Raw genomic sequence first — 16,947 nt, 5'->3', positions numbered from 1 at the left:
CCTACGAGATATTGCCCATTCGTAGCAGCGAGTTTACCTCGCGATAAAGCCCATTATTTACCACTGAGGGCACAAAGGCGCTTCGCGCTACACAGAGAAACCAAAGTAAAAAATCACTTATTTCTTCTCTGTGTTCTCGGTGGTGAATTAATCACTGAACGAACTTTAATCTAATTGCGCAGGGTAAACCCGCGCCTACATCACCAAAATGCTAGACTCATACATAAACACAATCCCAGTATGGATAATCAGCAACATTTTTAACCAAACCAGCTCTTAGTGGATTCGCGATTATATAACGCGCATTTTTAACTAAATCATCTTCATCTCGAATTAAATGATCGTAATACCCTTTTTGCCATAATTTATAAATACCGAATTCACGGCAAGCGGCTGCAGTTCGTCCTTTAAAGCAACGGATTATTTGTGGTAAGGGGCTGTTAATGAGCAACTGAAATTGCCAATGGATATGATTTGGCATAATAATAAACGCATTAGATTTGAGGTATTCTTGTACTTCTAATAATTGCATTTGTTTTATAATGTGACGATTAAAATCCAAGTTTACAAAGTAGTTGCTGCGATTATGTGTAACGAGGGTAATAGCATAAAAGTGATGTGGTAAAGAAACCCGCCCTTTTCTTAGATTTTGTGATTTATACATCTACCAATCCTTGTAGGTAAAGTATAAAAATAGCTCATAGCTTGAATGTTGTTAAATTTTTTGTCGCACATTTGCGCGGGGTAAACCTGCGCCTACGAGATATCACAAAGTCGTAGCAGCGATTTTACATCGCGACAGAAGCAACATAGTTTTATCCAGCATCTAAATTATATATTTGCGCGGGATAAACTAAAACCTACGTCGGCCTGCCTTTATTGCGCTTTCCTAACAAATACGCGTCGCGAAACTTCATAAAATGCTGTTCAAGCTTAGTTGCTGCATCAGACTCCCCTGCCAGTGCTAACACCATAATGGCCACTTCAGCAGTGCCAAGTTGGTGAGCATGCGGGGCAACCCGTAAGCGATAGTCAGACAGTTTTTCAGCGGTGATCGACAGCACGGGTAAATTATCGAGATAAGGGCTTTTGCGGATCATTTTTTTCGCTTCACGCCATGTGCCATCTAAAAAGATAAACAAGGGACGTTTATTAGGCTGGTGTTGTACATCAGTAATAACGCGTGCAGTATCTTCAACATCTGTAGCAGGAAATATCACCATAGGTTGATATTGCGGGTCATTTAATAAGGCTAATAGTTTATCGTCAGGATCAGTCCTGTCCCAACGAAAAGCATGATTATCAGGAATAATTTCAGCAATTAATCGCCCTGTATTAGAGGGTTTAAAACTCTCGTTGTGATACATAAGTAAGCATACCGCCGCCTGACTATCAGCCTGCTCCACACCGTCACAAATACAGTAATGCTTCGCGATTAAGCATCGCTCACAGCGATCCATTTTACCGCCACGAGCATTAAACTCACGGCGAGATTCACTAATTTGCTGGGCACGCAAAGTAAGTACTGAATTAGAAGAGCGTTTATTCACGTGGTTTATTACCTAAAATAGTACCTAAATTTGTTCGGCGGATATTATAACACATTTGCGCAGGGTAAACCCACGCCTACGTATTGGTAGCAGCGAGTTTACCTCGCGATAAAGCCCATTATTTACCACTGAGGGCACAAAGGCGCTTCGCGCTACACAGAGAAACCAAAGTAAAAATCACTTATTTCTTCTCGGTGGTCAATTAATCACTGAAAGAACTTTAATCTAATTGCGCGGGGTAAACCCGCGCCTACAAGGTATTACGTATTACACACCCGCGCCTATAAAACAAAAAACCCAAGCCGTGGCTTGGGTTTTTAAACAATTAACTAAAAGAACTTACTTCTTCTTTTTAACTGCTTTTTTGTTTGGTAAATCAGTGATTGAACCTTCAAATATTTCAGCTGCAAGACCGATTGATTCGTTCAATGTTGGATGAGCATGAATAGTTAATGCTAAATCTTCACCGTCAGCGCCCATTTCGATACCTAGACCGATTTCGCCCAGCATTTCACCTGCGTTAATACCAATCATAGCACCACCGATAATACGGCCACTTTCTTTATCAAAGATCAGTTTAGTAGAACCTTCAGTACGAGAAGATGCAATTGCACGACCTGATGCAGCCCATGGGAATACAGCTGTTTCAATGCTTAAGCCTTGCTCTTTTGCTTCTTTCTCAGTTACGCCAACCCAAGCGATTTCTGGATCAGTATAGGCAATTGAAGGAATACATTTCGGATCAAAGTAATGTTTTTGACCTGAGATAACTTCAGCAGCAACGTGACCTTCATGAACCGCTTTGTGCGCAAGCATAGGTTGGCCAACTAAGTCACCAATCGCGAAGATGTGGTCAACGTTAGTTTTAAGTTGCTTATCAACATTAATGAAGCCACGCTCATCAACATTAACACCCGCTTTGTCAGCATCTAATAAGTTACCGTTTGGTGTACGACCAACAGCAACTAATACTTTGTCATAACGTACTGGTTCAGCTGGTGCGTTTTTACCTTCAAATGTAACGTATAAGCCGTCATCTTTCGCTTCTACGCCAACAACTTTAGTTGATAGCATAACGTTAAATTTATCACTTACGTATTTTTGGTAAATCTTGATGATGTCTTTATCAGCAGCTGGTACTAGTTGGTCAGCAAATTCAACTACGTCGATTGCAGAACCTAGTGCGCGATACACAGTACCCATTTCAAGACCAATAATACCACCACCTAATACTAATAGCTTTTCAGGGATGTCTTTAAGTTCTAGTGCACCGGTTGAATCAATTACGCGGTCATCTTCAGGAATGAAAGGTAAGTTTACAGGTTTAGAACCAGCAGCAATGATAGCGTTATCAAAAGTAATTGTTGTTTTACCGTCAGCGCCTTCAACATCAAGCGTGTTGCTACCTGTGAATTTACCGTAACCGTAAACCACTTTAACTTTACGCATTTTAGCCATGCCGTCTAGGCCACCAGTAAGTTGGCTAACAACTGACTCTTTCCACGAACGAATTTTATCTAAATCAATTTGTGGTGCGCCAAAAGTAACACCATGAGATGACATTTCTGCTGCATCATCAATTACTTTAGCTACGTGTAAAAGTGCTTTCGAAGGAATACAACCAACATTAAGACATACACCGCCTAATGTGTCGCGAGATTCTACTACTGTTACTTCTAAGCCCAAGTCAGCAGCACGGAAAGCCGCAGAATAACCACCAGGACCACCGCCTAGTACAACAACTTGAGTTTTTAATTCGTTGCTCATGCTTTTACCTTAATTGTTTGAACGGGACACTGCCCTAAAGTTTAACTGCCATGTTTCTGCAAGGCAGAAAGGGAGAGCAGATCAAAAATTTATGCAAAATATACAAATATTGTATCATTGCAAATGGTAAAAATCCCAGCAAAAAACAACTGGCTGGGATTTGATTCTATTTATTTCGCTACATGCAGCAATTGCTTACATTACTAATTGGCGAATATCGCTCATGTAACTTGCTAAAGTTACAGTAAAGCGTGCCGCTAGTGCACCGTCAATCACCCTATGGTCGTAAGACATAGAAAGTGGAACCATTAGTTTTGGTTCAAACTCTTTGCCATTCCACTTAGGTTTAATTTCTGATTTAGAGACACCTAAAATAGCAACTTCTGGGGCATTTACGATTGGCGTAAAGGCTGTACCGCCAATACCACCAAGGCTTGAAATTGTAAAACAGCCACCTTGCATATCAGACGAGGTAAGTTTACCGTCACGCGCTTTAACAGATACTTCCATTAATTCACGCGATAATTCAATGATGCCTTTCTTATCAACATCTTTAAATACTGGCACAACCAAACCGTTTGGCGTATCAACTGCAACACCGATATTGATGTACTTCTTAAGAATTAAGCTTTCACCGTCGTTAGATAGTGATGAGTTAAATGTAGGGAACTCAGCAAGTGCTTTCGCTGCTGCTTTCATTACAAATACCAGCGGGGTGATTTTAACACCTAGCTTTTTCTTCTCGCTAAGGGCATTTTGCTCTTTACGGAACTCTTCAAGAGTTGTGATATCAGCTTCATCAAACTGCGTAACATGTGGAATTTGCACCCAGTTACGGTGTAAGTTTTTACCCGATAGCTTTTGAATACGAGATAGTTTTTTCTCTTCGATTTCACCAAATTTAGCAAAATCAACTTTTGGCCATGGAATTAAACCAAGCTCACTACCGCCAGCATTGCCAGAAGCTGTCGCTAATTGGCCTGACTCAACTTGCTTAACTAAGTTCTTCACATAGTCTTGCACGTCTTCTTTCACAACGCGATTTTTACGACCTGAGCCTTTTACGTTCGCAAGGTTAATACCAAACTCACGGGCTAAGCGGCGAACAACTGGCGATGCATGAGCATACGCACTATTGTTTTCAAAGCTTTCATTGCTCGCTTTTGCAGGCGCTGCTTGTGGAGCTGGAGCTGATTCTGCTTTCGCTGCTGGTGCAGATTCAGAAGCCGTTTTTTCAGCGGTAGCTGCAGGTGCACTGCCTTGCACTTCAAATACAAAGATAAGTGAACCGGTCGATACTTTATCGCCCGCAGCAACTTTAATCTCTTTAACAGTACCGGCAAATGGTGCTGGTACTTCCATTGCCGCTTTGTCGCCTTCAACGTTTAAGATTGACTGATCTTCAGTAACCTTATCGCCTACTGCAACCATCACTTCAGTGACTTCAACCTCATCACCGCCGATATCAGGCACGTTTACTTCTTTACTGCTTGGCGCTGAACTTTGTGCCGGCGCAGACTCTTGAGCTGGCGCTGTTTCTGCTTTCGCAGCTGCAGGCTCACTACCAGCCACTTCAAAAACAAACACTAAAGAGCCTGTTTTTACTTTATCGCCAGCGGCAACTTTAATTTCTTTAACAGTACCTGCAAACGGCGCTGGTACTTCCATTGCCGCTTTGTCGCCTTCAACGTTTAAGATAGATTGTTCTTCTTCAACAGTGTCGCCAACAGCAACCATGATTTCCGTGACTTCAACTTCATCATCGCCGATATCTGGTACGGTGACTTCTTTAGTTGTTGAACCTGAAGACGCAGCAGGTGCTGCATCTTCAGATTTTGCTGGTTCTGCAGGCGCTTCGCTAGATGCTTGCTCTTCACCTTCAAACAAGAATACTAAAGAACCCGTAGTAACCGTGTCGCCCACGCTTACTTTGATTTCTTTAACAGTACCGGCTTGTGCCGCAGGTACTTCCATTGAGGCTTTATCACCCTCAACAGTTAGTAATGATTGGTCAACGTCAACTTTGTCACCAACGCTCACTAGAATTTCGGTTACTTCGACTTCATCGCCACCGATATCTGGTACTTTAATTTCAATACTCATTGCAAACCTCTTATGCGTACAGTGGATTAAGTTTGTTAGTGTCGATGTTGAACTTTTTAAGTGCTTCAACCACAACTGACTTCTCAACTTCACCACGTTTAGCAAGTTCAGATAACGTCGCAACTACTACGTAGCTGGCGTTAACTTCAAAGTGACGACGAAGGTTTTCACGGCTATCAGAACGACCGTAACCATCGGTACCTAATACTTTGTAGTTGCTGCTTGGAATGAATGAACGCGCTTGTTCTGCGTAGTTTTTCATGTAATCCGTTGCGGCAACAGTCACTGAGTCATTTAATACACTGGTGATGTAGGCAGTCTTCTGTTCGCTTTCAGGGTTAAGCATATTGAAACGCTCAACATCTTGCCCTTCACGAGTTAATTCGTTGAACGACGTTACTGAATACACATCAGATGCAATACCGTAATCATCACTTAAAATCGCGGCTGCTTTACGCACTTCAGTCATGATAGTACCTGAGCTTAATAGCTGTACGTTGGCTTTTTTGCCTGCGTAGCTTTCTAGCTTGTAGATACCTTTACGAATACCTTCTTCAGCACCTTCTGGCATAGCAGGTTGTGCATAGTTTTCGTTCATAAGCGTTAGGTAGTAGTAAATATTTTCTTGATCTTCACCGTACATACGACGAATACCATCTTGAACAATAACCGCTACTTCGTAAGCGTATGTTGGATCGTAAGAGATACAGTTAGGTACTGTGTTAGCAAGAATATGGCTGTGACCATCTTCGTGCTGTAGACCTTCACCGTTTAATGTTGTACGACCAGCAGTAGCACCTAATAAGAAACCACGTGCTTGTTGGTCACCCGCCATCCATGCCATGTCGCCAACACGTTGGAAACCGAACATTGAATAGTAGATATAGAATGGGATCATTGGTAAATCGTTAGTGCTGTATGATGTTGCCGCAGCAACCCACGATGACATTGCACCTAACTCGTTGATACCTTCTTGCAATACTTGACCCGATGTTGCTTCTTTGTAGTAAGAAACGATATCACGGTCTTGCGGCGTATAGTTTTGGCCATGCGGGTTATAAATACCGATTTGACGGAATAAACCTTCCATACCAAAGGTACGCGCTTCATCGGCAATAATTGGTACGATGTTTTTACCAATACCTTTATCTTTCAATAAGATATTAAGTGCACGAACAAAGCCCATAGTGGTAGAGATATCACGCTTTTGCTCTTCAAGTAATGGCTTAAATGCTTCTACTTCTGGCAGTACTAACTTTTCAGTAAAGTTAGGAATACGTTTTGGCGTATAACCTTTAAGTGCATCACGGCGAGCATGTAAGTACTTGTGCTCAGCCGAACCTTCTTCAAGTGTTAAATAAGGAAGTTCTGCAAGTTGCTCTTCAGATACTAAATCATCAAGACCTAAACGTGAACGTAAATGGGCAACGTGTGACATGTCCATTTTTTTCACTTGGTGAGCAATATTCTTACCTTCAGCCGCTTCACCCATGCCGTAACCTTTTACAGTTTTAGCTAGGATAACTGTTGGGCGACCTTTGGTCTCTTCTGCTTTTTTGAATGCAGCGAATAATTTTGATGGCTCATGACCACCACGCTTAAGCGCGAAGATTTCGTCATCTGTCATATCAGCAACAAGTGCTGCTGTTTCAGGGTAACGACCAAAGAAATGCTCACGTACGTACGCGCCATTTTTAGCTTTATAAGTTTGGTAATCACCATCGACTGTTTCGTTCATCAATTGCAATAACTTACCCGTAGTGTCTTTAGCTAGTAGGATATCCCAGCCGCTGCCCCACACTAGCTTGATCACATTCCAGCCAGCGCCTTTGAATAGACCTTCAAGCTCTTGAATGATTTTACCATTACCCATTACTGGGCCATCTAGGCGCTGTAAGTTACAGTTAATTAAGTAACAAAGGTTGTCTAGTTTTTCACGGGCAGCAAAAGAAATAGCGCCACGCGATTCTGGCTCATCCATTTCGCCATCGCCTAAAAACGCGTATACACGTTGGTTTTTAGTGTCTTTTAAGCCACGACCATCTAGGTACTTTAAGAAGCGCGCTTGGTAAATAGACGCGATAGGACCAAGACCCATAGATACCGTAGGGAACTGCCAGAATTCAGGCATTAATTTAGGGTGTGGGTAAGATGGTAAACCTTCGCCATCAACTTCTTGACGGAAGTTATCAAGCTGCGCAGCAGATAAACGACCTTCAACAAATGCACGTGCATAAATACCCGGAGAAATATGACCTTGATAATAAACTAAGTCACCGCCGTCTACATCATTTGGGGCTTTGAAGAAATGGTTAAAACATACTTCATAAAACGCCGCTGATGACTGGTAAGACGCCATATGGCCGCCTAGGTCGAGGTCTTTTTTCGAAGCACGCAATACAATCATGATTGCGTTCCAACGAATAATAGAACGAATACGGCGCTCAAGGTTTACGTCCCCTGGGTAAGCAGGTTCTTGATCTACCGGGATCGTATTAACGTAGTTTGTGTTGATACCTGTTGGCATATCAACACCGTCTAAACGGGCTTGCTCTAATACTTGCTCAAGTAAAAACTGAGCACGTTCAACACCTTCTTCACGCACAACTGATTCAAGAGCTTGTAACCACTCTTGTGTTTCTAGCGCGTCTACGTCAATTTTATTGACTTCAGACATATGGAGGTTTCCTTATGTTTAAAATACGAATGTTCTTAATTAGCACTGTGGTAATCGTGTTGCCATATACAGCACTTGCTTAAATTATTTATCTTTAACTTAGTTTTTTGTTACTTAATTTTGCTTTGTGCGTCTTAAACTACGCTCAATTCGTGAATGCTCTTTACCTGCTTCCAATAACGCTTCTTCAATGAAAGCTAAGTGAGCATTACTGGCAAGTCGCGCCTGCTCTGGATTCCCTTCAATCACTGCATCCATCAATAAACGGCGGTGCTCAGCTAAGCGCGAACTAATATGCGGCTTCTCTAACAATACCGTTAAATTTTGTAAAACATTTTGCTCAAGCAATGCCCGCATACCGCGCACTAAATGCAGTAACACCACATTATGCGAGGCTTCTGCCACACTAAAGTGAAACGCGTTAATTGCTTTGGCTTTTTGTAGTAAATCATCATTAGCTAATGCAATGCATTCAAAGCTTTGCTTAACTTTAGCAAAGTCAGTGCTAGTACCACGAAGCGCAGCATAATAAGCTGCAATCCCTTCGAGAGCATGACGAAACTCTAATAAATCAAACTGTGATTCAGGATGTTTACTGATCAAGTCAAATAACGGATCAGTGAGCCCTTCTTCTAGCTGATTTTTTACAAACGTTCCGCCACCTTGACGTCGCGTTACTAAGCCTTTTGCCTCTAGCTTTTGAATGGCTTCACGTAATGAAGGGCGAGACACTTCAAATTGTTTGGCTAATTCACGCTCTGGCGGCAGTTTCTCACCCGGTGCTAATGAGCCCTCAAGAATCATGTTCTCAAGTTGCTGTAAAATAACATCCGATAGTTTTGCTGCTTTAATCTTTAAAGACATTAATCAACGTCCGCATTGTAGTGGAAATGTAACCTGAAAAATCCAAGTTTGTGCCCAGAGACTAGACCAAAAGGTAAATTGGTCATACCAAATTTGAGCCATACGTTATCAAAAAGCAAGTTTGCTGTCAATTTCGCTGCGACGCACCTTAAAAAACACCCTAACGTATTTTGCACAAAGATCAAACAGTATGAGATAAAGCCAGTGTTTAGGAAGGAATTTTATAAAAAAACACAATGGTCTGACCAGACAATCAAAAACTAGTGGGCGAGTTTTTTTGAACTCGAAGTGTACTATATAATAAATTAAACTGCGCGGGGTAAACCCGCGCCTACGCATTGGTAGCAGCGAGTTTACCTCGCGACTGTTTCTACATTTACATAGACAGCCAATTTCACCACTGAGGGCAGGAGGCGCTACGCGCTACACAGAGAATACAAAAGTAAAGTTAATTACTAACAGGTTTTTCCTCTATTAACTCGGTGCTCTCTGTGGTGAATAAATCACTAAAAGACTTTTGCACAAAGATAAGTGAATGAGCGCAAATGAAAAAAACGCCACAGGCTTCGAGCTGCGAATAGACTCAAACACCTAGCCACTACTTTTATAGTTACTTCTCTAAAGCGCAGCGACTCTTAACCTCTTTGTGAATAAATTTTAATTGCGCGGGTAGCAGCGAGTTTACCTCGCGACAATTACTTCCCTAAAACCTAGCACCTGTTTATTTACGCTAAACCACCAAATAAAGTAAACAAGGCAATCAACACCAAGTAAAACAACACATTTCGTTTTACAAGCTTCATCATACAAGTTGCTTCATACGCGCAACCAAAATGTTGCTGTTCTATTTGCTCTGCGGCAAGCGCGGTATTAGTAACCACTTTACGGTTACTCACTGTAAAATCGAGTGCATAATGCAGCCAGCAACTGGTGCCTTTATTAAAGTTACCTATTACTAGATAACCAAAGCTGGCGATTCTGGCTGGTAACCAATCAAGCCAAAATAATAATGAATGAATAAGTTTAAAACGTTTGGCATACACAACTTTATGGTCGTTCTGCACTAAATCAGCAAAAGTACGTACTAATGCATAAAAGGTCGCGCCAGGTACGCCTAATATTACAAACCAAAAAATAACTGCACAATAAAAACGAAAGTTTACCCAAGCCAACGTTTGTCCAAAGGTTTCACCGCCTTTTTGCTCTTCCGTTTTCTTTTGCCCCATTTGCAGTGCATATAAGGTTGCCGCTTGCTGATCATCACGGGTTAGCGCATTTAAATAGGACTTATATAAAGCACGTTGTTTAGCACAGCCAAAGCAAACCAGCAGCACAGCCACATTAATGGCTAACTGCCATAATACAAAATCAGATAAGGTAAAAATAACCGCCACAAGTAATACCGGCAAACACAACCAAATAATAAATCCCGCAGGCGAATTGAATAGACCTTGCTCGCCAAGCTGTTTTTTTGAACGTGTTAAATAGCCTTGCGCGTAATAGCTTATTTGCCAATAATCAGATCGGGCACCTAAACGCTCTAATATCAGAGCTATTATTATAGAAATTAAGATCATACTTTTCTCTTTCCAAATTGGCGCTAGTTAAAATATAGCAGCAAAATAATGATTCCAATCAAAACTGTCTCCAGGGTCTGTTTTTCGCCCTGATGCAATGTGACAATGGCCAACAATACGCTCGCGAGTGATAGCTGGGTATTTATATATCAATGTCTTAGTTAAGGATTGTAATGCATTATATTGATTTTGGGTATACGCCGTTGTATCTGTACCTTCAAGCTCAATACCAATACTAAAATCATTACACTGACTACGTCCTAAAAACTCAGACTGGCCAGCATGCCAAGCACGTTTACTAAAAGGCACATACTGAACTATTTCACCGCTGCGTTTGATAAAACAATGTGCTGAAACTCTCAACCCCTTTAAATCAGCAAAGCTAGGGTGTGCTTGGCAATCAATACATCCCATAAACAAATCATCCACAAACGGCGTGGCAAACTGCCCTGCTGGCAAGGAAATATTATGAATCACTAATAAAGATATTTCCTCACCTAGTGGGCGCTCATCAAAATGCGTACTTGGTCGCTGGATAGCGGTACTAACAACACCAAAAGAGTTTATTTTCATAGTTTATATTCATAATGGCCTGTAAATAAATGCATAGTCAGATGCTAATAGATTTCCAAGTAGAATAACAGCAAAGCACTTTCATTGTTTTGCGCCGGTAGCAGCGAGTTTACCTCGCGATTGTTTCTACATTTCCATAGACAAACCAATTTCACCACCGAGAAGAGAAAGCCACGGGCTACGGGTAACGAGCTGCGGGCTGTAAGTTCACCTAGAGCTAGTCACTTCCCTAGAACCTAGTTCCTATTTTCCTCTAATGCGCGGCGCCTCTTATCCTCTTTGTGAATAAATTTTAATTGCGCGGGGTAAACCCGCACCTACGCATTGGTAGCAGCGAGTTTACCTCGCGACTGTTTTTACATTTACACAGACACACTATTTCACCACCGAGCCCACCGAGGCGCTTTGCTACACCGAGAAGACAAAAGTAAAGTTAATCACTATTACCTATTGGTTTTTCCTCTGTGAGCTCGATGATCTCTGTGGTGAATAAATCACTAAAAAACTTTTGCACAATGATAAGAACAAATGCCGCGGGCTTCGAGCGACGAGCTTCGAATATGCCCTAGCATCTAGTCACTTCCTAAAACCTAGAACCTCACTCTCTAGAACCTAATCAAACTTATAGCTTCAGCCTTCTCTTTCACTTTCAAACCATGTAAAATTTGTGCAATTTCCTAATTATAATGAGCTTTTATAATGTCTATCCCACACAGCCTTTTAAGCCAATTGGTTAAACTTGCCCTTGATGAAGATTTAAATTACCAAACAGCCGAACAAGGCGACATCACCGCGCAATTAATTCCAGCGGCGCAGCACGCTAATGCCAAAGTGATCACTCGTGAAGATTGCGTGTTTTGCGGTAAAGACATTATCTTAGAAGTATTCAAACAAGTTGATCCGAGTGTAGCAGTTAATGTATTGGTAAATGATGGTGATACAGTTAAAGCTAACGATACCTTATTTACAGCAATAGGTTCTGCCCGCGCTATTTTAACAGCTGAACGTACCGCACTTAATTTTGTTCAAACCTTGTCAGGTACAGCAACCACTACAGCGCATTATGTTAAAGAACTCAGTGGCACCCACACCCAACTACTCGATACCCGTAAAACCATTCCGGGCCTACGTGCATTACAAAAGTACGCGGTCAAATGTGGCGGTGGCGCAAATCATCGCATTGGCTTATTTGATGCGTTTTTAATTAAAGAAAACCACATTGCCGCCTGCGGTGGCATCGATAAAGCCGTAGCGCAAGCAAAACTTAATCATCCAACTAAACCGGTAGAAGTAGAAGTCGAATCACTTATTGAGCTAGATCAAGCCATTATAGCCGGTGCTGATATTATAATGCTGGATAACTTTAGCATTGAGCAAATTCAACAAGCAGTAGTACTGACCGATAAGCGCGCTAAATTAGAAGTTTCGGGTAATATGACCCTAGAAACACTGCGCACCTACTCACAGGCTGGGGTTGATTTTATATCCAGCGGGGCACTTACAAAAAATTTACAGTCAATCGATTTGTCAATGCGTTTTGAGTAATAATCAAACTAAATAACAAATATTATGTTTCCCTAATGCGTTGACAAACTGATTAAAAAAGCATTAAATACGCCGAAAGGCTTACACTGTAACAAAATGTTAATTTTAGTGCTTTATATAATACGAAATAGTGCTAATGTAAGCCTCTAGGATGAATGAATTAACTTTCAACCAATTCTAAAGAACTACTTTCGGGTATTGTTTTACACCGCATGGCTACTTTGATGAAAGCTATGAGTTAAATAAACAACATTGAAACTAAGTAGTGGGTGAAGAAAGTTTTTAAAATTCGATGAAATGCAGTCAAAGCCGCTTTCAATCAGCAGCTTTAGTGCTAAAGTAGTTCTTACAGAGTAATTTTAATAGCTGCTAAAACCTACTCAGCATTATTTAGCTAGGCACTGGGTTAGGTATTAGTAATTTAACGATTTTAAAAAAACCGTAAGATAAAGCAGTTACAATAGCTAACGTGATTACACACTTTACTAACATAATTTATTTAGCTTACAAAAAACACTATCCTTTAGGAGAGGAACATGGAAAAAATGACACAACAAAGTCAAAAGGGTTTTACCCTAATTGAATTAATGATTGTAGTAGCAATCATCGGTATTTTGGCAGCAGTCGCGTTGCCTGCGTATCAAGATTATACAAAGCGTGCACATGTAAGTGAAGGTATGAGCTTGGCTGCAGGTGCTAAAGCGGCTGTAACTGAGACATTTTCTTCTACAGGTACATTCCCAACATCCAACTCAAAAGCAGGAATTGAAGCTGCCAGCAAAATTGTAGGCAATGCTGTTACCTCTGTTACTGTAGGTTCTGCTGGTAAAATTACAGTAGTTTTTGACAATACAAAAGTTGGCTCAGGTACTTTAACCTTAATCCCAAAAGATGAAAGTGGCTCAATTAAATGGGCTTGTTCTGGTACTTTACCTAGTAAATTACGCCCAGCTAATTGCCGTTAAGCAATCACTCGTCACCAACTATTATAAAAAGCCTTGCATTTGCAAGGCTTTTTATAATGTAAATTATAAGATTAAGCCTCACTTATGAAAAAAAACGTACTATTTAGTATCTGTATCCTGTTTTTATCTATGGGGTATGTTTTTTCAAGTTTATTCCATATGAAAAGTATAGAATCTGAAAGTATGGTTTTTAATACAATTATAAATAAAGTCTTTATTTTTGAAGTTACAGCATCATTTTTTATTGTAATTTTAATTCATATAATTATTGCGTTTTTTGTCACGTTCTTAAATAAAAGCTTACCTATAGGTAATAAAAAATCATTTTTAATAACTTGGTTTTGTATAATTACATTTACAATCTCATTAAGCAGTCTTTATTTCCCACTACTAGAAACATCAATAAATGAGAACGTTGCAATCTACACCCTGTTTATAAGCAGCACATTTATCGTATTAATATTTTTTTACGGTATAAACAAGCTGAATAAAACAAAAAAATTAGCTTGCTTATTTATTACGTTAACAATATCCACAATACCTTTTAAAAAAATATATTTAGATAATTCAAATGTCATTCAGGAAAGTAATAAAATAAATGTCTTTTATATAGGAATTGATTCATTACGCCCTGATTACAACTCACACCATTTAACTCCTTTCTTATATAATTGGACTAAGAACTCAATTGAAATTCCAAATACATCCACACCAATTGCCAGAACATTCCCATCATGGACTGGTATTTTAACTGGTATTCACCCAACGAATACAAATATTAGATTTAACTTAACGGATCTGAATCAACTTAATAACCAAGACTTCATAGGTAATATACTTTTAAAAGAAAATTACAAAACAATCTTTGCCCAAGATGAAAGAAGGTTTAGTAACATAGATAAAGATCAAGGTTTCTCTAAAGTAATAGGTCCGCCAGCAAACGCAGCAGAGTTTATTTTATCAAATTTATCTCAACTTCCACAGGTAGCATTGGCAACACAAATACCTGTAATTAATACTATTTTCCCATTTATAAGATCTAATAGAGCTGCTCACAAAACCTATATCCCATCTAACTTTACAAGTGATATTGATTTGAATTTGGATGGTTATAAGAATAAAGGATTGTTTTTAGCAACTCATTTTACATTACCGCACTACCCTTTTAGCTACAATCGACCTGTTTATTTAAGTAATGAAAAATTTGATCCTGATTTTGCGTATCAATATATGTATAAAGCAATGCTAAACTCCGTTGATAAGCAGCTAGCTGAATTACTTGATATATTACAAAAAAAAGGGTTACTTAGAAACGCTATCGTCATATTGCTATCAGACCATGGTGAAAGTTTTGGTTCGGATAATGATGGACCAAAGCCAAAATATGAGTTTGCATCATTTGAAACTAACTCAGCAGGGCATGGAACTAATGTTTTATCACAATCCCAATTCAATGTTTATTTATCAGCTAGATTGTTTGGTAAAGCAAGCAAGTGTGAAGAGCTTTTCAAACCTAACAAAGGTAGTAAGTATTCTCTATTAGATATAACGCCAACCGTTTTAAAGTGTTTAAATATCAGTAATAATCATCAAGATGGGTACGTTATTAATGAGGTAGACAATGAAAGACCTTTATTTCTAGAAAGCTCCATTAACCCTATAGTTTTGTCTAAAAATCGAATTAATAAAATACAGACACTTGCAAATGGAATTAAATTTTATACCATCAATGATAACGGTAAAGTAATAGTAAAACCTGAAATATATGCTGCGGCTTTGAGCTCTAAGCAGAGGAGTATAATGTACAAAGAATTTTCTTTAGCTATCTACCCCGATATAAAAGATGATCTTATATTTGTTGAGCATAAGTTAAATCAATGGCAGCCAGCTTCTATGTATAAAGACAAAGAGATTATACGAAAAATGTTTCTAAAATTGTGTAAAAAATACGAGGCAGATGTTGACAGAGGCCTTATAGAACAATGTTCTAAGCCTGAACAATTCCTCAAAGAAATATATAAGAAGTGGGAGCACTAACGTAGCATGGCTAAAAAAAACGAACAAAATAAAAGCGATACATTTAGCTGGATAGGCGTTAGCGCTCGAGGTAAACGTCTTGAAGGTGAAATGACAGGCATTAGCATTGCTTTAGTCAAAGCCCAATTACGTAAACAAGGCATCACGCCATCAAAAGTTAAACGTAAAGCAAAGCCTTTGTTCGGCGTGCGTATGCAGGCTATTACGCCAAAAGATATTGCTTTAGTTACGCGGCAAATTGCCACTATGTTAATGGCAGGTGTGCCCCTTATTCAATCAATCGAAATGATAGGCACCGGATCAACAAACAAAAGCGTTGCAAAGCTAATGGAAACTATTGGCGATGAAGTAAAAGCCGGCGGTGCTTTATCTGATGCACTGCGTAAACACCCTCGCTATTTTGATGATTTGTATTGTGATTTAGTCGCCTCCGGTGAGCAATCTGGTGCACTGGATAAAATATTCGACCGCGTTGCCCTCTATAAAGAAAAATCAGAAGCACTGAAATCAAAAATTAAAAAAGCTATGTTCTACCCAATTGCTGTTTTGGTAGTAGCTTTAATTGTAACCTCTATCCTGCTTATTTTTGTAGTACCCCAATTTCAAGATATTTTTGCCGGCTTTGGTGCAGAACTCCCTGCGTTTACTTTAATGGTGATAGGTATTTCTGAGTTTATGCAAGAATATTGGTGGATGATGCTCATTGCAGTCGTAGGCTTTGGCTGGGCTTATAAGGAAGCGCTACTAAAAAGTAAAAAACTCAGGGACGCCACCGATCGCGCAATTTTGAAGCTCCCAGTAATTGGTATGATTTTAAATAAAGCTGCGGTGGCGCGTTATGCCCGTACACTTTCGACCACCTTCGCGGCAGGTGTACCACTGGTTGATGCGCTGGACTCTGCTGCAGGCGCTTCAGGTAACGCAGTTTATCGTTATGCTATTTTAGATATCAAAGCTGAAGTAAGCTCGGGTAATCAAATGAACTGGGCGATGCGCAACTCAAAAATATTCCCCGATATGGTGATACAAATGGTCGCTATAGGTGAAGAGTCAGGCTCTTTAGATGGCATGCTAGCAAAAGTCGCCACTATTTATGAGCAAGAAGTGGATGATGCGGTAGATGGTTTATCAAGCCTATTAGAGCCGCTTATTATGGCGGTACTAGGCGTACTGATTGGCGGTTTAATTATTGCCATGTACTTACCTATTTTCCAACTTGGTGCAGTTGTATAAAAGTTGTAAGCTGTAAGTTGTAAGTTGTAAGTTGTAAGTTGTAAGTTGTAAGCTGT

Annotated in this window: 12 protein-coding genes; 4 read left to right on the top strand and 8 right to left on the bottom strand. The window is 40.0% G+C overall.

Features of this window, described 5'->3' with window-relative positions; translation table 11 throughout:
* Window positions 1–217: 217 nt before the first annotated feature.
* From H5201_RS07515 to ampD, 8 genes are all read right to left on the bottom strand, one after another.
* Window positions 218–664: an REP-associated tyrosine transposase gene (locus H5201_RS07515; RefSeq protein WP_182718478.1), complete on the bottom strand. Its 447-nt coding sequence runs from the start codon at window positions 662–664 to the stop codon at window positions 218–220.
* A gap of 196 nt (window positions 665–860) precedes the next feature.
* A complete protein-coding gene (locus H5201_RS07510) occupies window positions 861–1,550 on the bottom strand; it encodes a tRNA-uridine aminocarboxypropyltransferase (RefSeq protein WP_182718479.1) in 690 nt (229 codons plus the stop codon).
* A gap of 339 nt (window positions 1,551–1,889) precedes the next feature.
* The gene (gene lpdA, locus H5201_RS07505) at window positions 1,890–3,317 is read right to left on the bottom strand and encodes a dihydrolipoyl dehydrogenase (protein ID WP_145235220.1); all 1,428 of its coding nucleotides are present in this window, start codon (window positions 3,315–3,317) and stop codon (window positions 1,890–1,892) included.
* A 195-nt stretch (window positions 3,318–3,512) separates the two neighbouring features.
* Window positions 3,513–5,420: a pyruvate dehydrogenase complex dihydrolipoyllysine-residue acetyltransferase gene (gene aceF / locus H5201_RS07500; protein WP_182784117.1), complete on the bottom strand. Its 1,908-nt coding sequence runs from the start codon at window positions 5,418–5,420 to the stop codon at window positions 3,513–3,515.
* 10 nt (window positions 5,421–5,430) lie between these two features.
* Complete coding sequence (gene aceE, locus H5201_RS07495) at window positions 5,431–8,097, bottom strand: pyruvate dehydrogenase (acetyl-transferring), homodimeric type (RefSeq protein WP_182731558.1); 2,667 nt, start codon at window positions 8,095–8,097, stop codon at window positions 5,431–5,433.
* 114 nt (window positions 8,098–8,211) lie between these two features.
* On the bottom strand, window positions 8,212–8,961 hold the full coding sequence (gene pdhR / locus H5201_RS07490) for a pyruvate dehydrogenase complex transcriptional repressor PdhR (protein ID WP_182718482.1): 750 nt from the start codon (window positions 8,959–8,961) through the stop codon (window positions 8,212–8,214).
* A gap of 725 nt (window positions 8,962–9,686) precedes the next feature.
* Window positions 9,687–10,538 (bottom strand): beta-lactamase regulator AmpE, encoded by an 852-nt coding sequence (gene ampE, locus H5201_RS07485; protein WP_182784114.1) that lies wholly within the window; start codon window positions 10,536–10,538, stop codon window positions 9,687–9,689.
* Window positions 10,539–10,565: 27 nt separating this feature from the next.
* The gene (gene ampD, locus H5201_RS07480) at window positions 10,566–11,111 is read right to left on the bottom strand and encodes a 1,6-anhydro-N-acetylmuramyl-L-alanine amidase AmpD (protein WP_182718484.1); all 546 of its coding nucleotides are present in this window, start codon (window positions 11,109–11,111) and stop codon (window positions 10,566–10,568) included.
* Window positions 11,112–11,810: 699 nt separating this feature from the next.
* Between ampD and nadC the strand changes: the two genes are divergently transcribed.
* From nadC to H5201_RS07460, 4 genes are all read left to right on the top strand, one after another.
* Complete coding sequence (gene nadC / locus H5201_RS07475; protein WP_182784112.1) at window positions 11,811–12,656, top strand: carboxylating nicotinate-nucleotide diphosphorylase; 846 nt, start codon at window positions 11,811–11,813, stop codon at window positions 12,654–12,656.
* 536 nt (window positions 12,657–13,192) lie between these two features.
* A complete protein-coding gene (locus H5201_RS07470) occupies window positions 13,193–13,621 on the top strand; it encodes a pilin (protein WP_220491397.1) in 429 nt (142 codons plus the stop codon).
* An 84-nt stretch (window positions 13,622–13,705) separates the two neighbouring features.
* Complete coding sequence (locus H5201_RS07465) at window positions 13,706–15,658, top strand: sulfatase-like hydrolase/transferase (RefSeq protein ID WP_182740910.1); 1,953 nt, start codon at window positions 13,706–13,708, stop codon at window positions 15,656–15,658.
* A gap of 6 nt (window positions 15,659–15,664) precedes the next feature.
* On the top strand, window positions 15,665–16,891 hold the full coding sequence (locus tag H5201_RS07460) for a type II secretion system F family protein (RefSeq protein ID WP_182740909.1): 1,227 nt from the start codon (window positions 15,665–15,667) through the stop codon (window positions 16,889–16,891).
* The last annotated feature ends 56 nt before the right edge of the window (window positions 16,892–16,947 follow it).

Origin of the sequence: Pseudoalteromonas sp. SG43-6, assembly GCF_014164365.1 — a bacterium.
Lineage (GTDB): Bacteria > Pseudomonadota > Gammaproteobacteria > Enterobacterales > Alteromonadaceae > Pseudoalteromonas > Pseudoalteromonas rhizosphaerae.
Note: the sequence above shows the minus strand (reverse complement) of the source record. Positions and strands in the feature narration are given on the sequence as shown.